This is a genomic window from Neobacillus sp. FW104-15D2, from assembly GCF_058790155.1.
Genome location: NZ_JBYTCJ010000007.1, coordinates 92,821 through 115,706 on the forward strand (window position 1 = coordinate 92,821; position 22,886 = coordinate 115,706).

Genomic DNA, 22,886 nt, shown 5'->3' on the forward strand with positions numbered 1-22,886 from the left:
CATGGCAATTCTAATCAATGAAAATACGCGAATCGTTGTGCAGGGAATTACTGGCCGAGAAGCTTCTATGGTCGTAAATCACACATTGGCGTACGGTACCAAGATTTATGCCGGAATTACTCCTGGTAAGGGCCGCCAGTTTGTTCAGGGCATTCCCGTTTACGATACAGTGGAAGAGGCGGTTCAGAAACATAACGTAAACGCAAGCCTTGTCATTGTCCCGCCTGCATTTGCGCTGGATGCGGTGCTTGAGTCAATTCATCAGGGGATCAAACTTATTGTAGTAACGACAGAAAATATCCCTCAGCTCGATGCCGTTAAAATGCTTTATGCAGCCAGGAAGGAAGGCGTTACGATTATCGGGCCGAATACGGTTGGCATGATCAATCCTAAAGATAGAATCAAAATGGGTTCAATAGGTGGCGACCGGCCAGAACGCTGTTTTGTTCCTGGCAAAGTAGGAGTCATTTCCAGAAGCGGAGGCATGACGGGAGAAACTTCCTGGATGGTAAAGCGTGCTGGATTTGGTGTCACCACCAGTATTGGAATTGGCGGAGATAGTTTAATAGGAACTACCATCAAGGATTTATTGGCCCTATTTGAAAAGGATGAGGAAACAGAGGCGGTTGTTACGTTTTCAGAGCCTGGTACATCCTTCGAAGAAGAAGCGGCTCAATTTTTAAAAGAAGGCGGATTTACCAAGCCGTTAATCTCGTTTGTGTCCGGAAAATTCACAGAAAATCTGCCAGAAGGAACTGTGTTTGGTCATGCAGGTGCGATGATTTCCGGAGATATTGGCCGCCCTTCCTTAAAAATGAAAGCGCTTAGAGAAGCAGGGGCACATGTAGTAGATCGATATGATGATATTCTTGAAGTTTTAAAAACAATTTTAGGAGAAAAGGTGGGGAAGGTACGATGACACTGTCAAAGACGTTAGCTGAATACACTTGCAAGATTCGTTTTGAAGACTTGCCAAAGGATGTTGTTGAATTCACGAAAATCTGTATCCTCGATTGGTATGGATCGGCAGTTGCCGGAAAGGACGAACCCCCTATCCAGGCCATAAAGGAACTCATGGAAGAGTGGGGCGGCCATGAGCAGGCAAGCCTGGTGACAGGAGGTAGATCCTCGATTGGCAACGCCGTTTTAGTCAATGCCGCTTCCAGCCATATCGTGGAGCTTGATGATATTCATAAATCTTCTATTATCCATGCGGCCACAGTCGTTATTCCGGCAGCAGTTGCAGTGGCAGAAGCATACGATTTAAGCGGGAAGGACTTAATTACTGCCGTGGTTGTGGGGTATGAGGTCTGCTACCGGATCGGAGAAGCGGTGTCACCGTCCCACTATTATTTCTGGCATAATACAGCCACTTGCGGAACTTTCGGATCTGCTGCGGCCGTCGCGAAACTATTAAATTTAAATGTGGAACAAACAGTGTATGCACTTGGAAATGCGGGCAGCCAGGCTGCTGGTCTTTGGGAATTCATTGAAGACGGAGCCAACACCAAACAGCTTCACACAGCTAAAGCTGCCTTCAACGGTACCCTTGCTGCTGTCCTTGCAAAAAAGAACTTTACTGGGGCTTCCAGAATTTTAGAAGGTAAAAGAGGGTTTTTTGAGTCCATGTCAGAGGCTGCGGACCCTTCAAAAATTACGGCAAACCTTGGCAGCGAATTTAAGATTACCGAGAACAGCTTCAAAATACATGCCTCTTGCCGCCACACTCACCCTGCAATGGATTGTGTCCTCGACATCATGAACAAACACGCCATTTCGTACCAAGATATAAAAAAGATTACGGTTAACACCTATCAAACTGTACTCAATATTACGGATAATGTAAATCCAGGTACAGTATATGCCTCCAAATTCAGCAGCCAGTTCTGCGCAGGTTTAGCAGCAGTTAAGGGATCAGCTTCATTAAGAGACTTTTCTGTTGAAAGTTTACGAGATCCAGAGATCGTTGAGCTAATAGGAAAAGTGGAAGTCTTGGTCGATTCTTATTATGAAGAGGCATACCCGGAAAAGTGGGGAGCCAAAGTAGAAGTCGAACTGGAGGACGGCCGCGTTTTTAGTGAAGCAACGGACTATCCAAAAGGTGATCCTGAAAAAATGGCCAGCAAAGAGGAATTAATTCAAAAGTTTATCGCCATGACAGCAGATAAACTAGAGAATCCTTTGGAAGATGTTGAGGCTATTTTTAAATTAGATCAAATTAGTACAAGAGAATGGTTTTCTCGTAAAGTAATAGGGGTTAGATAGAGAAACCTCTCTGTGAGGTAATCAGGGAAAGAAGAAATTGTGCATTAAGTTTTGAACCCGTGCATTACTAGTGGAAACCGTGCATTACTTGGAGAAACCCTGCACTATATGGAGCAACCGTGCATTCTTCCTGGAAAAACATGCATTATGTTTGGGAAAACGTGCATTAAGTGTGAAAAATCGTGCATTAAGTTTGGAAAACCGTACATTACCTCAAAGAAATCGTGCATTCCTTTCTCGATTTCGTGCATTTCTTTTTAAAAAACATGCATTCTTTTCCTTAAGATGTTTTTTTTGGATAAAAACGCTCTGGGATGCCAGGAAAATCTGCCGAGAGCCAGGTTTTCTCGGACAAAACGGGTCTGGGCAGCCAGAAAAAGGTCCGAAAGCCCGGCTCTCAAGGACAAAAACAGGGTTGGCGCCCTAGGATGATATGCGTTTGATTCTCTCGAACAAAATTAGCCCGGGCAGCCAGTGAAATGCCTGATCGGACGGTTCTCTCGTTGGGTATTTTGCGGAATCGTTTTCGGTTTTTAGAGAGGAATCGTTATCGAGTAAAGTAAATGTCCTCTAACAGAAACTCAACGGCAAAATTCTCGCCCATTTAAATTACGAAAAACACAAATTGGAGGTGATTCCAAAAGTGAATAATTTTTATGATGTTATCGTGATAGGCGGCGGGCAAGCGGCGCTTGCTGCCGCGATTTCAGCGAAGGAAGAAGGAGCACGGGTGGCTCTCGTCACAAAAGGGAAAGCGGGGTTTGGAGGTTCGTCCGTTATTTCGGATGGTGTTCATTCCTCTATCTTTTCGCCGGGAGATTCACCGGAGACCTTTTTCGATGATATTATCCACGGCAGCAGATTTCTCGCTAATCGAACGTTAGCAAGGATTCTGGCCGAGGAATGTACCGCCAGAGTAAGCGAGCTTGAAACGAAATATGGGGTAGAGCTGGAAAGGGAAGAGGTTATCAGCACACCTGGGCATTCACATCCCCGACGGATATATGCTGCGAATGGGCTTGGAAAAAACACTACAAAGATTTTAAGAGAGTTTGCACTTGAAATAGGAACTGAGCTTTTCGAAAAATCATCTTTGGTTGATTTAATTAGGGAGGACCAACGAGTTAAGGGTGTCGTCGTCCAAAACGGCCAGGAATTGCTCGCTTTCTATGCTCCTTCAGTCATTCTGGCGACAGGCGGGTTTGGAGGGCTCTATTCATCTACCGACAATCCAAAGGATGTTTCCGGTGAAGGCATTGGAATGGCGTGGCGACATGGCGCAAAGCTTGTCGATATGGAATTTGTGCAATTCTATCCTTACCGTCTGCAGCACCCTGCCAACCTTGATGTGATGACAAGGGTTTTTGGCAAGGGAGCAATCCTTCTAAACGAAGAATCAGAACGGTTTATGGAGGGTTTTCCAAGAAAAGAGCTGGAAACCAGAGATGTTCTCAGCTATCAAATGTTTAAGCAGGAAAAAGTATTACTCGATTTTTCTAATGTGGAGCCTAAAGACTTGGAACAACATAGTCCGTACCTCTACCGATTTGTTAAAAAGGGTTATCAGGGTGAGTGGAGAATGTATCCTGTTCAGCATTATTGCATGGGCGGGATCAAGGTGGACGAATGGGGCAGAACGAATTTACCAGGATTATATGCCTGCGGCGAAGCGGCTGGCGGTCTTCATGGAGCCAACCGGCTTGGCGGTGGTTCTTTAACGGAATCGCTTGTATTTGGTCACCGCGCCGGAAAAATGGCTGTCGAGGAAGGGGCGGCAGTTCAAAAAAAGGAAATCCAATTAAATATGGATAGTACAATGGCGCCCGGAAAAGAGCTTGAAGTGACTCAGAGAGTTAAAGAAATCATGTGGAAGTATGTAGGAATTGAAAGAACAACAAGCTCACTCGAACAGGCAGAAAAAGAGCTGGATGCCCTTTCGGAAGAATTATGTGAAGAAAAAGGAGTAATCGCTCTGGTGCTGCAGGATAAGGTCAGAGCTGCCTGGTCTGCTGCTTTCGCTGGGGCTGCCAGGAAAGAAAGCAGAGGAGCTCATATTATCCAGGATATAAAAGAGGAAAAGAAGGAATGGGAAGGGAATATTGTCATTCGGGAGAAAGAGATTCAATTCACAAATAATTTTGCCAGTGAAAGGTCTTAATTTTAAAAAACAAAGGGGAAGATGGCTTTGCGAACCATTGCTTATGAAGAGATAGTCAGCCGGGTGGCGAAAATGTGTCAAGAGGCTAATTTCGAGTTAGGCCAGGACGTTGTTCAAGCCTTCCAGTCCGCATTGAAAAAGGAAACGTCTGAGACAGGCAAGGACATTTTGGAACAGCTGATTCTAAATGCTGATATCGCCAGATCGGAACGTGTCCCCATGTGCCAGGATACTGGGGTTTCTGTTTTTATTGTAGAAGTTGGCCAGGATTGCCATATTACAGGCGGAAGGCTTTATGACGCGCTTAATGAAGGCGTGAAGAAAGGGTACGAAGAGGGCTATTTAAGGCACTCCATAGTAGATCATCCTATCACACGGGAAAAGAGTAAAGGCTACAACACGCCCTCCATCATTCATATTGAGCTCGTACCGGGTGAAGAACTGGTCATACATATGTCGGCAAAAGGCGGCGGCAGTGAAAATATGAGTGCTTTAAAAATGCTAAAGCCTGCAGATGGATTAGAAGGAATTAAAGACTATATTTTAAGTGTAGTAGCACAGGCTGGTCCGAATGCCTGTCCGCCATTAGTTGTAGGAGTCGGGATTGGCGGGAATTTTGAGCGCTGTGCCTACCTCGCGAAAAAATCTTTATTCCGTCAAATTGGACATCGAAGTGAGCGGCCGGAAATTGCAGAACTAGAAACAGAGTTAATGGAAAAAATCAATCAGCTGGGGATCGGCCCTCAAGGGATGGGCGGTAATACCACAGCTCTTGATGTGAAAATTGAGATTGAACCATGCCACATAGCCGCGCTGCCGGTTGCAGTGAATTTAAACTGCCACGCCAGCAGGCATAAAGAGGTACGAATATAGGAGGGAGTAATCTTGCCAGCTCATCACATAACCAATCCAATAACAGAAGAGGAATTACTGAAATTAAAAGCCGGGGACAGGGTAATGTTAAGCGGTACGATTTACACCGCCAGGGATGCCGCCCATAAAAGAATGGCAGAAGCCCTTGAAAAAGGGGAGGCTTTGCCCTTTGATATCTCCGGACAAACGATTTACTATGTTGGACCAACACCTGCCAAACCCGGTCAGGTGATTGGCTCTGCAGGCCCAACTACGAGCGGCCGGATGGATAAGTATACGCCTGCCTTATTAGACCTGGGATTAAAGGGGATGGTTGGAAAGGGATACCGAAGCCCCGAGGTCATTGAATCCATGAAAAAAAATAAAGCCGTTTATTTTGCTGCAATCGGCGGATCGGGTGCCCTTATTGCCAGATCTATTAAATCAATGGAAGTGATTGCTTATGAGGATCTCGGTCCTGAAGCAATTTATAAACTATCCATTAAAGATTTTCCTGCTGTTGTCATTATAGACAGTGAGGGAAATGATTGGTACCAAATCGGCAAACAGCAATTCCAAGAGCATACAAATAATGTGGGACTGCAGGACCTATGATACGGGGTCTTGCTGGATCAATTAAAAACTGAATATAATTTAATTTTCGAATTTTCTTAAAAATATTTGAAATTGCATATTGGATACAGTATCCTGTTTATATAGGCAAACCTATTTTTTTGATGGAGGAATCAAATTAGGATGAAATTAGCTGATCAAGTCACGTTATATGAAGTAGGCTTGCGGGATGGACTGCAGTTAGAGCCGAAAATATTAACCGTTGACGAGAAATTGGAGCTTTTTTATTTATTGCAAATGGCCAATGTCTCAGAGATTGAATTTGGATCCTTTGTCCATCCAAGACTGGTTCCGCAAATGGCGAATACAGCCGAGTTTTATCATGAGATTAAAGAATTCCCGGAAACAGAGCTGGTCGCGCTGATCCCCAATTTAAAGGGACTGGAGCTGGCAAAACAAAATGGTGTCAACTCGGTTAATTATGTTTTTTCTGCGAGTAACACACACAATCAGCAAAATGTCCGGCAAACTGCTGAACAATCATTAGAAAGCTTTAGAAACTTATCTCAATATGCATCAGATAACGAAATAGCTCTTAACGTTACAATTGCTACCTCATTCGGCTGTCCTTTTGAAGGATCTGTCCCGCCACAGCGCATCATGAACATTATCGAACAACTTCTATTACATAACATCAAAAGAATTACCCTGGCAGATACAACAGGTATGGCAAATCCGAAACAAGTCTATCAATTAACGAAACAAGCAGTAAACGAATTCAAGAATGTCGAGTTTGGCTGTCATTTTCATAACACCAGGGGAATGGGCCTTGCGAATATTGTTGCAGGATTAGAAGCAGGGATAACGATTTTTGATGCTTCGCTTGGGGGTATCGGCGGCTGCCCATTTGCTCCAGGTGCAACAGGTAATGTTTGTACAGAGGATGTCGTCCACATGTTAGAGGAAATGGGAGTTCATACTTCTATTAATCTCGATCAATTAATTGATGCATCCCATAGGCTGAAGGAGCTGCTCGGACACGAATTGTCTGGCCAGGTAGTAAAAGCAGGGAAAAGCTCCCGCTTGTATCCTGTACCCAATAAAGTGACAAGTTAAGGAGATGAAAATAAATGCTAGTAAAAACCTTTGAAACTATTAAATTAACAAGGGCGGAAGGTAACCAGGGAATTGCTGTTTTAACGTTAAACCGGCCTGAATCGATGAACGCCATGAATACAAAAATGGCTTTAGAACTGATCGATGCACTGGAGGAATTAAAATATGAAGACAATGTCCGTGTTTTAATTCTGACCGGTGCCGGTTCAAAAAGTTTTTGTGTCGGAGCAGATTTAAAAGAGCGCAATGGAATGTCACAGAAGGACTGGAAAAAGCAGCATGATTATTTTGAAAAAGTAACAGAAGGTATCCGTGAGTTTCCGTATCCCGTAATAGGTGCGATAAACGGCTATGCCCTTGGCGGAGGACTTGAAATAGCGCTTAGCTGCGATACCAGAACAGCTGCAGAGCATTCAGGATTAGGACTGCCGGAGGCCAAGCTTGGTTTAATTCCAGGCATTGGAGGCACCCAGCTTCTGCCGCGCATTCTTCCAGTAGGATTAGCAAAAGAAATTCTCTTCACAGGAAAACGGATTACAGCCGAAGAGGGAAAACAATGGGGGCTGATCAATCATGTTTATGACGAGGAGAGCCTGTTAGAAGAAACGTTGAAACTGGCCGAAACAATCGCTAATAATGCGCCACTTTCATTAAAAGCGCTAAAGAAGGCAGTAAATAAGGGAACAGAAACAGATTTAGCCACAGGTCTTGTTTTGGAATTGGAAGCCTATTATAAATGTGCAAATTCTGAAGATCGTCTGGAAGGTATTTATGCCTTTAATGAAAAACGCAGTCCGGAATGGAAGGGCCAATAATTTATTTAGGAGGTTTTTATAATGGTAACTACAAAAACGACGGAAAACACGGAACATGAAATGATAAGGAAAAGCGTTAGAGCTTTATGTGAGCGCTTTCCTGAGGCGTATTGGCGAGAAACAGATGAAAAAAGCGCTTATCCTACTGCCTTCGTTCAGGCTCTGACAGAAGAGGGCTGGCTTTCTGTTCTGATACCGGAAGAGTATGGGGGAGCCGGACTTGGAATGAAGGAAGCATGTATTATCCTGGAGGAAGTAAATCGTTCCGGCGGTAATGCGGGAGCCTGCCACGCTCAAATGTATACAATGGGAGCCCTGCTGAGACACGGAAATGAAGACCAGAAACAACGTTACCTTCCAAAAATCGCAAGCGGTGAGCTTCGTCTGCAGGCTTTTGGTATTACGGAGCCAACGGCAGGAAGTGATACAACCAGTATTCAAACCTATGCCGAAAGAGTCGGCGATAAATATGTTGTCCACGGTCAGAAAATCTGGACTTCAAGGGCAGAGCATTCCGATTTAATGATGCTACTAGCCAGAACCACGCCTAAGGACCAGGTTGCAAAGAAAACAGACGGACTCAGCCTTTTCATTTTAGATATGAAGGAACAGGCTTCAAAAATTGATATTCGTCCAATTGATACCATGATTAACCACGCAACAACAGAAGTATTTTTTGAAGGGGCAGAAATCCCGGTCGAGAATTTGATTGGTGAGGAAGGAAAAGGTTTCCGTTATGTGTTAGGCGGAATGAATGCAGAACGAATTCTGATCGCATCTGAATCCATTGGAGATGGCATGTATTTCGTTGATAAATCCGTTCAATATGCAAATGAGCGAGTGGTATTTGGAAGGTCAATCGGTCAAAACCAGGGGGTGCAATTCCCGATTTCCCGCGCCTATATGGATATTCAGGCAGCAAAGTTAATGAGAGACAAAGCGGCAGAAATGTTTGATGAGGGGCTGGACTGCGGAGCAGAAGCAAACATGTCCAAATATCTTGCCTCTGAAGCCACATGGCGTGCAGCCAATGCGGCAATGGACACTTATGGCGGCTACGGTTTTGCTAAAGAATACAACATCGAAAGAAAGTTTAGAGAAGCCCGTTTGTTTATCGTAGCCCCAATTACAAATAACCTGGTGGTAAGTTACGTAGGGCAGCACATCCTTGGGTTACCACGTTCATTCTAGGATAAGAAGGACCTTTTTCAGACAGGTCCTTTCTTTTAAAAAAGGAGGAGCAGCATGACTGGACCATTGAGCGGAATTAGAGTAGTAGATGTAACAACGAATATCTCCGGACCAAGTCTAACCATGATACTAGGCGATCTGGGTGCGGAGATTATTAAAATTGAAAGGCCGGAGATTGGTGATGATTCAAGGGGGATGGGCCCCTTCTGGGAAGGTGAAGGCGTTTATTTTCTTCATATAAATAGAAACAAGCAATCGATTGTGGTCGATTTGAAAAAAGAGAGCGGCCGTCAAATCGTTTATGATCTGGTCAAAACGGCTGACGTGTTTGTTGAAAACTTCCGGTTTAAAAAAGCCGAGAAAATGGGACTCGGATATGAAAAATTAAAAGCCATCAATCCTTCTTTAGTTTATTGCTCATTGTCAGCTTATGGACAGGAGGGTCCTCTTCGCGACAGGCCTGGGTATGATGCAATTGCCCAGGCGGATTCGGGTATTATTGGGATTAATGGAGCCGAAGGAGCGGAGATTGCACGGGTTCCCGTTTCAGTCCTCGATCAGGGAAGCGCGATGTGGGGAGCCATCGGCGTGATATCCGCTCTGTTCCATAAACAGAAAACCGGGGAAGGACAATTAGTTACAACCTCTCTGTATGAAACTGGCGTTTTCTGGGTGGGCTATCATATGTTATCTTGGCTTGCTACTGGAAAAGAGCCGAAGAAAAACGGTGCCGGACATACTGCCTTCGCGCCATATGGAGCTTTTCAGGCAAGCGACGCACCAGTCATAATAGGAATCTCAAATAATTCATTATTTAAGAGATTATGCAATGTGCTAGGAAAAGAAGAATGGACAGAGAACCCGAGATATCAAAATAACTCTGAGCGTGTGGAAAATCGTGAAAACTTAAGAGTCGAGATTGAGTATATTCTTCAATCAAAAACCGCTGATGAATGGGTTCAGCTTTTAGCTGAGGCGGGAGTCCCAGCCTCGAAGGTAAAGAAGATCTCAGAAGTGGTACAGGATGAGCAGGCGGAAGCCATCAATATGTGGACAGGTATAAATCATTCCAGCATTGAAAACTTCAAGCTTCCAAGACTCCCCTTCGAACTCAGCACCTCGCCAGTTTCCATTCACCACGCACCGCCGAAACTGGGAGAGAATTCGAAAGAAATTTTAGAGAAACTAGGCTACACGGAGGATGAAATAGAACAGTTTTTAAATGATGGAACCATTCAAAAAGAGAAAGAGGCTAAGCCGATTTAATAATTCGGTCTTAGCCCTTTTCTTTATAACATCGTCCCGGCGACAAAAATGCTGAAGAGGGTGCCGAAAATAGTGGTCATTGCAGCAAAGAATACTAAAATGGCTCCGTGAATTTGGCTTCTTTCTAAAAAAGTCATCAATCCCATGAAAAATGCTGCCGTTCCAAACACAAATGGCATAAAGAGGATAGAAACAGCGAGGAACAGCCAGCCGAAAGCCGCGTAAATCAAGCCTTTTTTCGAGCTTGAATTTGGTTCCTCCATTCCAAAAAGAGCTTCTCCACAGTTTTCGCAAACATTTTGCTGTAATTGTAAGTGATTCATTTGTTAACTCCCTTCCGTTACTTTTTTGAGTTTGCCGTCATGCTGAAGATAAAATTGATGGTTATATTACCATATTTATTAAGCTGTTCAACAAATAGACACAACTTTTTAAAAGAAAAGAGTTTTTACTATAAACATGTTGTTAAATCACTATTTAAAAAGAAAAAAACCGGATCTTTGTGTAGGTTCCGGTTTCTTGAATTTCTCATTAAATTATATTGATATTACTCACCGATATTGTTTTCAAACCATTCTTGAAGATCCTTTAATGAATCGAAACTAAAAATTTCTTCACCATTCCATCCATTATCCATACCAGCGTTACCTCTTAAAGTAATCTGCCCTTCATCACCTGAAATTAAAATGGCATATGGGTGATTAATATTTATGTACCTCGCATCTAAATCTTTATCAATCCAATTTTTACTCCGCAAAAAGTCTTCATAATGTTCCATTTCCATTCCTCCTCTGCTTATTGTTCCAAATCCGCCCAAATCAAATCATGAGAACAGTTTTGCTAGGAAAGGGGCAGCCTGGGGAAAATAGGGGGAATAAATACCTAAAAGGCTGTTGATAAAATGAAATTAAAATGGTGGATAACTGTTTTTATATTGTTATTGATAATTATTGCTCCAGCTGCATCTGCCGGTGCGCCTTTAAAAGTGTTTGTCAATGGACAGCCCGTTTTCGGTACTCCATCCATTGTAAAGATAATAGACGGGTCTCCCTTCGTTTCCATTGGTGCGATAAGCAGCGAACTTAAGCTGGAAGTGGATTATAACGAGAAAAATAATACAGTTCATATTTCGAATAAGGGAGAACCTCAATCGGAAGTTGTGGCAACACTAAAAAGAGCAAGGGCGAAACTTTACGCAACTAAACGAGAAGGGGATTTAGAAAAATTCAGGCTGGATATGAATGGTGAAATCAGATGGTTCCCTTACTGGAGAAATTCTGATAATCCTGCGTTTGGTCCGAGGTTATTTTTCGAAGATATTAACCAGGACGGCAAAGAGGAGTTGGTCGTCATATTAACAACTGGACATGGAACAGGAATAACCATTACTGAAGCTCATGTGCTTCAGAAAACAAAGATAAGCGGCGAAGAATTTTATGAGGAAAAGCTAATTGATAATCCATTAGCGATCATGAAGAAGAAGGTAAAAACGAAGAGAATATCTAAAGATCAAGTTGAGATAAAAATTGGTAAAAAGATATCCAGTGACACTTTTTATGAATATTTGAAACATGAGACGGTTGATTTTTCTGTATTTAAAAACCAACTGATGGTTTATGTAAGCGGGCATCTTTCTCCGCCAACTGAAGGCGGCATTCTTATCACCTATCAATTCAAAGATGATATGTACCAAGCAAAAAAGATAGAATATATAAAAAAGAGTCCAGATTTTATCATGGAGGGTTCGTTTCAATAAAATGAAGCAAGGTTTAAAAAAATACAAAAAAGCAGAGCAAATTCAATTGCGAATTGCTCCGCTCGTTTGTAGGTTCAATATTGGTTTAAGCCTGTATAGTGGGTTTATTATTATTTCGTCTAGAGATAATAAAGAAAGCACCTGCGATTAGGATCAGCAGAATTCCTAGTGTGGAAATTGCCCTCACCATAATGGATGATTGTTTGTCTGAGTGACCTTCAATTGACTTTGCACTTTCGCCTACTGCATTATGAGCAGTAACCATATAAGAATAATGGCCTCCATGTTGAAGAGTGGCTTTATGATCTATATAATGCGGGTCGGTTACATCTGTTGCTATTTGGTTATAGCCGCTGCTGAGCCCTAAGCCATTCACTTTTTTGCGATATACGGTGTAGGAATCTGCACCAAATGTAGGGTTCCAGGCAAGTGAAATAGAATCTTTGTTATTCCTGTCTGCTATTACCCAATCCGGGGCAGCAGGAGATTTTGTCATTTTTGTATGGAAGGAATAAATTCCTATTAACTTCTCTTTTCCATTCTTAAAAGAGGAAACCTTCCAAAAGTATTGTCCATCAGTTTCAAGATTTTTTAGCTTTGTCGACGTTGAAGATACAATTTGATCATAGATTACTTTTGAAAAATCAGGATCCTTCGCTGCCAATACATGATAGTCTTCAGCACCTATTGGAGCTTTCCACGTGAGAGAAACTTGGGATGGGTTCACCTCTGTTTCACCGCTTTTAGGGGATACAATCAGAGATGAGTCCGGAACGACATGGATCATACGGGAAGCATGAGTAGCAAGTAGTGCGGTAAATCCTAATTTCATACTTCCTATATCTTTATGGCTCCACATATCACGAACGTCTGCTGAACCCTTGAATCCTAATTCCTCCCATGGAACGGATACTTTTTTAGTAGAGGGACCAGTATTAAATAGACCGACATTGTAAGAACCATCCGGGAGGCTTTGATAAAAAACCTGAGAGTTCGAAGTTTTATACAGGCGTTTTCCTGCTGCTCCGCTCTGGTTTGCAGCTATGATCTCATCGTTTGTAAGCAGACTGATTCCAAAATCGTCTAATTTTGCCATGTCGCTCCCAATAGCAAAATGAGATGCAGCAATGGCCCAAAGAGATACATGGGATCGTTTTTCGTCATCAGTCAGACCATCTTTGCTTCCGTTTGCAACATTAAGAGAGTCAAAGTCATTCCAGCCGCCTGGTCCTGCATGAGGCTGCCACTTTGCCGCATGATTAAATCGTCTGGCTACATGTTCCCAATCGGTATTGGTAGGCTTTCCGTAACTTTCTACATCATGATCAGTCCGCCACCCATTGGCTAAATCCTGCCAGAAAGAAATTGAATCTATATCGAGATTATTGGATAATTCCACATGAATGGGTCTTCCTGTTTTCTTTAATGCTTTTGCCCATGCCTCAATATCTTTAATATCCTGTGTACGAACCCCATCAATTTTTAAATAATCCACTCCATAGGAAGCAAACAGCCTTGCCCAGGAATCAATATACTCCTGTGCACCTGGCTTGGAAAAATCGATCGAATACATATTCTTAAAATTAAAATTTACCTTCTGTCCCTTGCTGAAATCCACGATATCCTTTGCATGATAAGGTGTTCCCTCGATCGGCGTATTTTGGTCCACCGCTGCTTTAGGAATACCAAGGGTTACATAAGAGCCAAAATGTAAGCCTTTATTATGAATATAGTCTCCAAGTGCTTTCATTCCGTGAGGAAATTTCTTAGGGTCTACCACCCATCTGCCATACTTGTCCACGGTAGTGGTCCAATTGAACATGTAATAATCATCAAGGTTCACATATTTATAACCGTGGGACTTAAATTTCTCAGCCAACACATCTGCGGCTGCTTTAATGTTTTTTTCAGTTGGGTTTTTCCGAATGGAACTCCAGCTGCTCCAGCCCATAAAAGGCCGTTGTCCCAATTCATTGTATGTGGAAGCTTGTACTTCTTTCGAAGCGAATATAGAAACGGATAAAATTCCGGTTAGCGCAATTGAGCAGGATAAAATGGCGGAAACTACTTTTTTAAACATAAAAACCTCCTTATTAGGGTGATGATTCTTAGGAATCAGGGGTTATGGATAACTCCGAACTAGGTTATTGTAATCCAGCTCCAGCGCCCAACCCCTCGGGGGCATAAGCCAAATCACTTCAGAAATCGGGATTTCCTACGTGATTCGTCTTATGCCTGTTGCGGCTAACCAGGGCGCTTGCGCCTTTTGTTCTTGCGAGGGTTTATTAAGCTACTTACTTATATATCTATGATAATATAGAACGTTTTATATATTAATGAACAATATGTTCCAGATACAGAATCTAGGACCTAATATAACAATAGTAAAAAGCCAACATTATTTTGTTGGCTTTTTTTCACGGTTGAGCAACCCATAACTAGAGACTCATTTTATACTGTATTGCTAGCCTAATAGTTGCTCTCATAATCAAATGGGATTACGATGTTTGTTGGTTTAATAAGTCCAAGAAGTTGTTAAATATCAATATTCCTGGTAATTTCTTTTTGTAACAAATTTCATTAAATCTCCCCGAATAATTCCGTGAGAATATTCAATTGGCGTATCTTTATCGGAATAAACAATAGCTTCTAATAGAAAAGCAGGCGAACCCACGGGCACTCCTAGATGGAAGGTTTCTGAATTGCCGATTAAGACAGTTTCTAAGATTTCCAAAGCACCTTTTATTTTCACCTGGTATTTTGTCTTTAACAGTTGAAGCAGGGAATGTGAGCAATCATCATTAATAAGGTCAGGAGCGATTTTCCAGGGGATATAGGAAGTAACAAATACGAGTGGTTCATTGTTGGCATAACGAACCCTAACCAGCTTGATAACCGGTTCTTTTTCTAAAACTTCCAGTTTAGTAGCAAGTAAGCTATCAGCAGGAATAGCCCGTAGTTCTAATACTTTGGAATAGTAACCGAGCCCAAGTTCTCTCATTTGATCTGAAAAAGCCTTAAAGGCAGCAGATAGATTTTCTTCATGTTTGGGTTTTTTTACAAAAGTCCCTTTCCCTTGCATTCTGTTGATAATGCCATCCATTTCTAACTTCTGAAGTGCCATCCGTATTGTTGTACGGCTGACATCAAATTGTTTGCTTAATTCAGGTTCTGTTGGAAGCTTGTCTCCCACGGCATAGATTCCAGTCTTAATTTCGTTTAGTATGGTTTCACTAATGACAGTGTAGAGCGAAACCCCTTTTTGAATTTTCAACATAGTCACTCCTTTTTTTGGCCAAAATTCGAATATATTGTTTGCAAGGTCATATATTTATTTGTAGTAACGTTACAACCAATATACGTAAAGGGGGAATCGTAAAATGCCTAAAACTTTAAAAAGGCTGGGAATACTTTTGTTTATAGTGTTAATTGTAAGCGGTTGCAGCGCTGTGCCCAGTTCAAAGGAACAGGGGCAAAGTAGTCAGGAAACGAAGCTCGATTGGAATAAACAGGCGCCCGATACAAAAGGAAAGACTATCACGGTACTTTGGCAGCCTGGGGAATGGAAAGCAGGTGTGTTAAAAGATTTCACGAAAAAAACAGGCATAAAGGTAAAACAGATTCAGGTGAATTATGGTGCCCTTTACAACAAAATAACGACTGCTGCTATGTCAAACTCCTCCGACATTGATTTAGTCGAAATGGATACGATCTGGACGGGACAGTTTTACAAAGGTGGTATCGTTCAAGAACTAACAAGCGCAATGCCAGAGAACGTTCGTAACCAATTCACGAGCTCCTCCATCAATTCCCTCACTAATGATGGGCATGTGATGGCAGTACCGTTCTTTTCCAGTACGAAGCATTTTTATTGGAACAACGAATTGCTGAAAAAAGCAGGAATTGATGCTCCTCCAACTACCTGGACTGAATTCAAGGAAGATTCCTTAAAGTTAAAAGCAAAAGGAATTGTTGCTTCGGGATGGTCGTGGCAACAAGCGGAAAGCTTAATTTGTGATTATGTAGCATTTGTAAAATCCTTTGGCGGGGAGTTTTTTGATCAAAACGGAAAACCTACCTTTAACAAAGGGGGCGGATTACAAGCCTTACAGTTCATGGTGGATCTATACAACACAGATAAAACAGTTATGCCGGCAAGTCTTCAATGGAACGAAAACAATGTAACGGATGCATTTTCAGCAGGGAAAATTGCCATGATGACTAACTGGGAAGGCCAGTATCCTGCGTTGAATGACCCAAGCAATTCGAAAGTGGCCGGCAAAACAGACATGGGTTTAATTCCAGGTGAAGGTTCTGTTAAGTCTGCTTCGGTGACCGGGACAGCAGGATTGGCCATGATGAAGAATAGTAAAAATAAAGGGGCTGCATTTGAATTAGTTAAATTCATTGCGAGCAAAGGCTATCAAATTCCGCAATTTACACAAGATGGCTGGTATCCTTCCGTAGAAGGATTGTTTAATGATCCAGAGATCGTAAAGGCTGATAAAACGGGAACCATCGGAAAAATAAGCGAACAGTACAAATACGGAGTGGATCGCCCGAGTGCCCCGGGATATGTCAATTGGTCGGACATCTTAGCTGGTGAGCTTCATAGTGCTTTAAGGAAGGAAAAAACACCTGAGGAGGCATTGAATTCGGCTGTGGAAAAAATTGAAAAAGTGATGGAAGAAAACAAATAAGGGACCAGAAGAAACACCCAACTCATCAAATAGATTATTAGATAGATAATGTTATCTCCTAAGAATAACCTAAACTTTCAAAAATTAACCTAAACAAAATTTCCATTTATGGAGGTGACAAATGATTACTATTCCTGCTAAACGGGAGAAACATGGTAAATCTCAGCCATTTTGGAACATAAGGCGCAAGGATATGCTTCTAGCGATCGTATTCTTGCTACCATCGTTTTACATCCTGTTTAAAACATTTATTTTTCCAATCTTTCAATCATTTATTTGGAGTTTTTACAAATACAATCTAATGGATGGAACAGGGGTATCCTTTAATGGGTTCGCGAACTATATCGAGGTGCTGCAATCGAAGGACTTCTGGATCTCCATGGAAAGAACCACTCTTTTTACCAGTGGCTCCGTTGTGCTGGAGCTCTTTTGCGGATTTTTCTGCGCACTGCTGCTTAATGAAATCTTTAAAGGAAGAATAGTCTTCCGTTTGATGATCATTATCCCATGGGCTTTGCTTACATTAGTGAATGGACTCCTATGGAAATATATTTATGAACCCGGATTTGGATTGCTGACACATATTTTGCAGTTTTTCCATTTCATTGGTCCGGACAGTGCCCCCTTGTGGCTGGCCAATTCCGACAAAATTATTTACAGCGTGATTTTTGCGGACGCATGGAAGTGCACACCATTTATCGCCATTATTTTATTGGCAGGGCTTCAATCAATTCCGCATGAAATGTATGAAGCGGCAATGATTGATGGTGCGGGATTCTGGAATAAGCTTTTTTATGTGACCATTCCTTCTCTAATTCCATCCATTTTAATTGCTGTCGTGCTGCGTGTTATGGGGGCATTCCGAGTATACGATATTTTGACGGTATATACTGGGGATCCTACTGCCTCTATTAGCTATTTAACATTCAATAACGGCTTCCGTTACTTTCATCTTGGTACTGCATCTGCGATGGCATGGCTATCGACCATATTTATGCTTATTTTGATTTCGATTTATGTATTAATCCTAAGGAAGAATTCAAATGAAATATAAAAGGAGGAGGGAGGGATGTTAAACACACAAGCAGAAAAACTGCAATCAAATGCCCTAAGGGAAAGTCAAAAGGGTTCGATTAAAAAGCTGCTTTTTCAAACAAAGGGAACGAATCTGATACCTCCAATTTATCTATGGATATGTTTACTTATCTTTTCAGTGGTGTCATTAGCTCCCTTTCTGTACTTATTACTTTCGTCCATTACAAAAAAAAGGGAATTACTGGACGGTGTTTTATTTACCAAGCATCCAACACTGGTAAATTACATCCATATATTCAGCGGAAGCGGGGGCCATGACTTTTTAAATGCCATCCGCAACAGTGTGGAAGTTTCCCTTTACACGACAATTCTCAGTATGGGAATCGGCGTTTTTGCTGCCTATGCAATTGCAAGAATTAAATTCCGATTTCGATTAACTGCCTTGTTTGTCATTTTGGCGATGCAGTTGCTGCCATCCATCAGTATAGTGGTTCCTATCTATATGATGATGAGGCAGGGGATCCAGCTAAATATACCATTTACAGATATTGTATTGTTCCAAACTCCTTCTCTATTAGATACAACTTGGGCATTGGTTTTTGCGTACACTTCCTTTTCCCTGCCGTTTATCATATGGCTGTTATCAGGATATTTTCAGTCGATACCAAAGGAATTGGAAGAATCAGCCTTTATCGATGGTTGTTCACGGTTAAAGGCGATTTTCAAAGTTGTTTTTCCCGTAGCTGCTCCGGGGATTGCAGCAACAGCGCTTTATACGTTTCTTGGGTCATGGGATGAATTTATGTTTGCAAGTGCGTTAACCCAGACCTATAACTCGAAGACTCTGCCAGTGGCGATATCTGAATTTGTGGGGAGGTATACGCTGGACTGGGGTCTAATGACAGCAGGCGGGGTAATTGCCTCTTTGCCACCATTGATAATTTCGCTAGTATTCTATCGTTATATCATCAGCGGAATCACCGCTGGAAGCATAAAAGGTTAAACTGCGCAATTCCGTTACTCTGTATCGGTCAAAATCTTTTAATTTTGAATGGGGGAAAAAAGCATGGCAAAAATTAAATTGGCTTATATTGGCGGGGGAAGTACTAGAGCACCAGGAACAATGGCAAGTTTTATCTATCAGGGTGAAAATTTTAATGGTTCCGAAGTGGTCTTGATTGACTTAAACGAAGATAGGCTGAAGGTTGTAAAGGAATTATCCGAAAATATGGCGCGGAGCGAGGGAATGGATTTAACAGTTTCCTATACAACTAACCGAAGGGAAGGTCTAAAGGACTGTGATGCTGTATTAACCAGCTTTAGGCCTGGTGGATTTGAAGCAAGGTATATCGACGAAAGCATTCCGTTAAAACATGGAATTGTCGGTCAGGAAACGCAAGGGCCAGGGGGATTTTTTATGGCCTTAAGATCGATACACGTAATGAAAGATATTGTAAAGGATATGGAAGAGGTTTGTCCAAATGCAATTTTATTTAACTATACCAATCCGGTTAATATTGTTTCGGAAGCTGTTTCCCACCATACGAAAATACCCGTCATCTCACTTTGCGAAGGACCGTTTCTATTCCCGCAATGGATAGCAGACAAAGCAGGGCTTAATCGTGATTTACTGGATGTAGAAATGGCAGGCTTAAACCATAATTGCTGGAGTACTCGCGCTTTATATGATGGAAAAGATATCATCCCACTGTTGGAAGAAGCCTATGAAAAGAAACGGACGGATCCATCTGTTAATCAAGCAGATTTAAGGCTATTACGTTTAGCTGTAAAAATGAAGTCAATCCCTTCTGACTACTTTAAATACTATTACTATATGGATGAAATTGTCAGCGAATATAGGGCAAAGCCGACGACAAGAGCACAGGATATCCTGGCTGCCGTTCCAGATTATTGGGAGCATTACAGAGATGTCGCAAAAAGGGAGAATCCTGTACTGGATCCAGCGAGGTCCCGAGGAGGAATCCATGAATTAGAGCTGGCATTTGACGTGATGGATGCTATATTTAATGATAAAAAAGAGATTTGGCCTTGCAATGTCCCAAATAGAGGGTCATTGCCGGGATTTGATAATGACCTGGTGGTAGAAGTGCCTTGTTTTGTAGATAGGCACGGTGTTACTCCTCTTGCCCAGGAACCATTGCCTCAGCATGTTGTTGGTTTAATTCAGGCGTTGGGGAATTATCAGTCGTTAACAGCAAAAGCTGCCTGGGATGGAACAAGAGAAGAAGCCATCCAGGCATTAGCATCGAATCCACTGGTTGCATCCTATGACAAAGCGGAAGTGCTATATGATGAAATGTCTGAAGCGTTGCAAGAATACCTACCGAATCGCTTAGTGAAAAATAAACTTTCTGTAACGAATTAATAGGTCTGCACTATGCCGTTTCTCGTTTTCGAGAGAAACGGCGAATTTTTTTCGAAAAAGGGAACGAGGAGGATTTCTATGAAAGTAGTAGAAGTGGAAAATTATGAAGAGATGAGCATATATGGGGCAGAAGTCATTAGGGGATTAGTGGAAAGAAAACCAGATTTGAAAGTCGTGTTGGCTGTGGGAAACTCACCATCCGGTACTTATAAAGAATTAGCGAGACTTAAAGAAATCAAGCAATTTAATACAAGGAGCCTGCATGTCTTTCAACTGGATGGATACCTTGGTCTTGATGCAGATGATCCCCGTTCCCTCGAGCGTTGGGTGCGGGAAGAGGTTATAGGACCATGGGAGATTTCGGAGGACCGGTTTACACCTCTTAAAGAGAAGATAGACGAACCAGAAGAGGCATGTAGAGAATATGTGGAGAAAGTTAAGGAAGCAGGAGGGTTTGATTTAGCTGTATTGGGCCTTGGCCCGAATGGACATTTGGGATTTAACGAACCTCCGTCTGCTTTAACAGATGTCACAAGGATTGTACCCTTGACCGAAGAAAGCTTAGTCAGCAATGCTGTCTATTGGGGGGGGATCGAAAATGTACCGCCGATGAGCATTACGGCTGGGATGGATCTTCTATTAGCGGCAAGGACGGTCATCCTTCTGGTAAATGGAGAGCATAAAAAAGGGATTTTAAGAAAAACATTGTACGGACCGATTGATGATTCCGTCCCATCCTCCCATCTTCAATCCCATAATAATGTGATTGTTATTGCTGATAAATTGGCTTTATCCGAGTAGGAGGGTGAAATGGGTCTATTATTAGGTGTTGATGCAGGGAATTCCAAAACAATTGCATTAGTTGCTGAAGAAAATGGAAATATCCTCGGGTTCGGGAGAAGTGGTTGTGGTGATATTTACAATGGAAGTTCAGACATTTCCATTCAACATGTAAAATGTGCCATTCAATCTGCTCTAGAGATGGCTGGGGCTTCAATTCCTCAGCTCAAGGCCAGTAGTTTCAGTATGGCAGGTGCCGACTGGATTGAAGACTATCAGTTTTTAAGAGAAACCTTTGAAAACTGTGGGTTCTCAAATATTACACTCGTCAATGATGCGATTGGGGGTTTAAGAGCTGGCTCCCGAACAGGAATGGGGGTATCGATTGTTTGTGGTACCGGAGCGGCAATTGGAGCGGTTGGCAATCAAGGACAAATGTGGCACGGGAGCTTTTGGATCCGCGGCTTATGGAGCGAAGATATCGTAAAAGAAATATACGATTCTGTCATAAAAGCAGAGCTTGGCATTGGAGAGCCGACTAATCTTACTAAACGAGTCCTCGAGATTTATCAAAAAGATAATATCGAAGCTTGGCTTTTTGATATAACTTCCAGAACCGGTTCGAGGAGAAAGGAAAGCAAAAATATCATTAAGGCAATGATGCAGGAAGCGGATAACAACGACCCTTGTGCAAACAAGATCCTCGAAAAATATGCATTCGGCTGTGCAGATTATGCCCTGGCCGCAGCAAAAAAAGTAAGTTTCCAGGAAAATGACCTCTTTGATTTCGTCTATACAGGGGGGTGGTTCCGCCATCCTTCTATCCTATTGAATTCCATGATAAAACAAAAGCTAGAACCAAAATACAAGTATGCAAGCCATATCATTAGCCCTGTGGAACCTGTTATCGGAGCATTGTATTTGTCATTTGATCGGCTTAATATTACTGTATCGGATACAATAGTGGATCGAATAAAAGAAACAGGGCCTGGTGCAGTATTGTTTGAGACGATGTAAATATTCATTTAGTTAATCCATTCATATTTTAACAAAGAAGCAGGATAGGACTCGTTTTTATGCGTCCTATAAACCTGCTTTTTTGCCGTTTTTTCCAGTAAGGATATGAATGAATCCGTAATTTTGTATTAGAAAGCAAATATCCATAAAGATTAACAAAGCCTCCTTTCAAGGAAAATTAAAATTATAATCAACTATTTTGGACATATTATGAAAGTTAAAAAATAAAAAGGTGGCAGGCTTGTTTATGGATAATTTGCAAACCGTAAATTTTAAAATGGAGAATGACAGGGGAGAGCTAGTTGCAGAAGGACAAATACACGGAGAATCTGTGGTTCCATTTCATGATGATTTGAAATTTAAAGCAATAATTGCTTTATTGAATTCTATTGATAAAAAGAATTTTAGGGAAGAAGACCATCTTAATGTATTTAACCATTACATAAGTGAAATAGAAGAAACCCTTCATGAGATAAAAAAACATGAACATTTTCAAGGAAATATCAAACAGAGTTAGAATGGGTGCCTTACCTCCAAAATCAACAGGGGGAGGGCATCCTATTATTTTTTATGGCGCTTTGCTTTCCGCGGGCAATCCGGGAACCTGTCAAACTTCCGCGCCAATCCAATCAATATTACTTTATCGAAATGAATGGAGCGGTATTCGGACAGCAATAGTAAATCGGAGTGCCTTTGAGTCTGAAACAGGGATCTATTCGGACAGCATTGGTAAATCGGAGTGCCTTTGAGTCTGAAAGGGGGTCTTATTCGGACAGCATTGGTAAATACGAAAGCCTTTGAGTCTGAATCAGGGAACTATTCGGACAGCATGAGTAAATGGGAGTGCCTTTGAGTCTGAATGAGGGAACTATTCGGACTGTACTAGTAGATCGGAGTGCCTTTGAGTCTGAATCAGGGAACTATTCGGACAGCATGAGTAAATGGGAGTGCCTTTGAGTCTGAATGAGGGAACTAC

At 42.0% G+C, this 22,886-nt stretch carries 21 protein-coding genes; 17 read left to right on the forward strand and 4 right to left on the reverse strand.

Going from position 1 to position 22,886, the window contains the following annotated elements; all coding sequences use genetic code 11:
- The first annotated feature begins 1 nt into the window (after window position 1).
- From AC3WR0_RS07870 to AC3WR0_RS07910, 9 genes are all read left to right on the forward strand, one after another.
- Window positions 2–919 (forward strand): succinate--CoA ligase subunit alpha, encoded by a 918-nt coding sequence (locus AC3WR0_RS07870; RefSeq protein WP_492551787.1) that lies wholly within the window; start codon window positions 2–4, stop codon window positions 917–919.
- Window positions 916–2,265, forward strand: coding sequence for an MmgE/PrpD family protein (locus tag AC3WR0_RS07875; protein ID WP_492551788.1), 1,350 nt, complete (start codon window positions 916–918; stop codon window positions 2,263–2,265). Before AC3WR0_RS07870 ends, AC3WR0_RS07875 begins: the two co-directional genes overlap by 4 nt.
- A gap of 643 nt (window positions 2,266–2,908) precedes the next feature.
- Entirely contained in the window at window positions 2,909–4,423 is a 1,515-nt protein-coding gene (locus AC3WR0_RS07880; protein WP_492551789.1) for an FAD-dependent oxidoreductase, read from the forward strand.
- A gap of 21 nt (window positions 4,424–4,444) precedes the next feature.
- Window positions 4,445–5,296, forward strand: a complete 852-nt coding sequence (locus AC3WR0_RS07885; protein WP_492551790.1) for a fumarate hydratase — start codon at window positions 4,445–4,447, stop codon at window positions 5,294–5,296.
- Window positions 5,297–5,308: 12 nt separating this feature from the next.
- Window positions 5,309–5,890, forward strand: a complete 582-nt coding sequence (locus tag AC3WR0_RS07890; RefSeq protein WP_492551791.1) for a Fe-S-containing hydro-lyase — start codon at window positions 5,309–5,311, stop codon at window positions 5,888–5,890.
- Window positions 5,891–6,031: 141 nt separating this feature from the next.
- Window positions 6,032–6,964 (forward strand): hydroxymethylglutaryl-CoA lyase, encoded by a 933-nt coding sequence (locus AC3WR0_RS07895; RefSeq protein ID WP_492551792.1) that lies wholly within the window; start codon window positions 6,032–6,034, stop codon window positions 6,962–6,964.
- Between the two features lie 14 nt (window positions 6,965–6,978).
- On the forward strand, window positions 6,979–7,779 hold the full coding sequence (locus AC3WR0_RS07900) for an enoyl-CoA hydratase-related protein (RefSeq protein ID WP_492551793.1): 801 nt from the start codon (window positions 6,979–6,981) through the stop codon (window positions 7,777–7,779).
- A gap of 21 nt (window positions 7,780–7,800) precedes the next feature.
- Window positions 7,801–8,970: an acyl-CoA dehydrogenase family protein gene (locus AC3WR0_RS07905; RefSeq protein WP_492551794.1), complete on the forward strand. Its 1,170-nt coding sequence runs from the start codon at window positions 7,801–7,803 to the stop codon at window positions 8,968–8,970.
- A gap of 54 nt (window positions 8,971–9,024) precedes the next feature.
- Window positions 9,025–10,236, forward strand: a complete 1,212-nt coding sequence (locus AC3WR0_RS07910) for a CaiB/BaiF CoA transferase family protein (RefSeq protein WP_492551795.1) — start codon at window positions 9,025–9,027, stop codon at window positions 10,234–10,236.
- A gap of 23 nt (window positions 10,237–10,259) precedes the next feature.
- Here the strand turns inward: AC3WR0_RS07910 and AC3WR0_RS07915 are convergent, their stop codons facing one another.
- Together AC3WR0_RS07915 and AC3WR0_RS07920 are read right to left on the reverse strand one after the other, a co-directional pair.
- Window positions 10,260–10,559 carry a hypothetical protein gene (locus AC3WR0_RS07915; protein WP_492551796.1) on the reverse strand — a complete coding sequence of 100 codons (300 nt, stop codon included), beginning with the start codon at window positions 10,557–10,559 and terminating at the stop codon, window positions 10,260–10,262.
- Window positions 10,560–10,783: 224 nt separating this feature from the next.
- Window positions 10,784–11,014, reverse strand: a complete 231-nt coding sequence (locus AC3WR0_RS07920) for a hypothetical protein (RefSeq protein WP_492551797.1) — start codon at window positions 11,012–11,014, stop codon at window positions 10,784–10,786.
- Between the two features lie 123 nt (window positions 11,015–11,137).
- Here AC3WR0_RS07920 and AC3WR0_RS07925 point away from each other — a divergent pair, with 123 nt between their 5' ends.
- Complete coding sequence (locus AC3WR0_RS07925) at window positions 11,138–11,992, forward strand: stalk domain-containing protein (protein ID WP_492551798.1); 855 nt, start codon at window positions 11,138–11,140, stop codon at window positions 11,990–11,992.
- Window positions 11,993–12,077: 85 nt separating this feature from the next.
- On the opposite strand, the gene AC3WR0_RS07930 is transcribed toward AC3WR0_RS07925, so the two are convergent.
- Complete coding sequence (locus AC3WR0_RS07930) at window positions 12,078–14,072, reverse strand: glycoside hydrolase family 27 protein (RefSeq protein WP_492551799.1); 1,995 nt, start codon at window positions 14,070–14,072, stop codon at window positions 12,078–12,080.
- A 462-nt stretch (window positions 14,073–14,534) separates the two neighbouring features.
- Window positions 14,535–15,269, reverse strand: coding sequence for a GntR family transcriptional regulator (locus AC3WR0_RS07935; protein WP_492551800.1), 735 nt, complete (start codon window positions 15,267–15,269; stop codon window positions 14,535–14,537).
- Window positions 15,270–15,372: 103 nt separating this feature from the next.
- On the opposite strand from AC3WR0_RS07935, the gene AC3WR0_RS07940 reads away from it, so the two are divergent.
- The 7 genes from AC3WR0_RS07940 to AC3WR0_RS07970 all read left to right on the forward strand — a co-directional run bounded on the left by AC3WR0_RS07940 (window position 15,373) and on the right by AC3WR0_RS07970 (window position 22,427).
- Complete coding sequence (locus tag AC3WR0_RS07940) at window positions 15,373–16,692, forward strand: extracellular solute-binding protein (protein ID WP_492551801.1); 1,320 nt, start codon at window positions 15,373–15,375, stop codon at window positions 16,690–16,692.
- Window positions 16,693–16,813: 121 nt separating this feature from the next.
- The gene (locus tag AC3WR0_RS07945; protein ID WP_492551802.1) at window positions 16,814–17,746 is read left to right on the forward strand and encodes a carbohydrate ABC transporter permease; all 933 of its coding nucleotides are present in this window, start codon (window positions 16,814–16,816) and stop codon (window positions 17,744–17,746) included.
- A gap of 15 nt (window positions 17,747–17,761) precedes the next feature.
- Entirely contained in the window at window positions 17,762–18,730 is a 969-nt protein-coding gene (locus AC3WR0_RS07950) for a carbohydrate ABC transporter permease (RefSeq protein WP_051270851.1), read from the forward strand.
- A 63-nt stretch (window positions 18,731–18,793) separates the two neighbouring features.
- Entirely contained in the window at window positions 18,794–20,113 is a 1,320-nt protein-coding gene (locus tag AC3WR0_RS07955) for a family 4 glycosyl hydrolase (RefSeq protein ID WP_492551803.1), read from the forward strand.
- Between the two features lie 78 nt (window positions 20,114–20,191).
- A complete protein-coding gene (locus AC3WR0_RS07960; protein WP_027322605.1) occupies window positions 20,192–20,914 on the forward strand; it encodes a glucosamine-6-phosphate deaminase in 723 nt (240 codons plus the stop codon).
- Window positions 20,915–20,923: 9 nt separating this feature from the next.
- Window positions 20,924–21,910, forward strand: coding sequence for a hypothetical protein (locus AC3WR0_RS07965; RefSeq protein WP_027322606.1), 987 nt, complete (start codon window positions 20,924–20,926; stop codon window positions 21,908–21,910).
- A 247-nt stretch (window positions 21,911–22,157) separates the two neighbouring features.
- Window positions 22,158–22,427 (forward strand): hypothetical protein, encoded by a 270-nt coding sequence (locus AC3WR0_RS07970; protein WP_027322607.1) that lies wholly within the window; start codon window positions 22,158–22,160, stop codon window positions 22,425–22,427.
- Window positions 22,428–22,886: the final 459 nt, after the last annotated feature.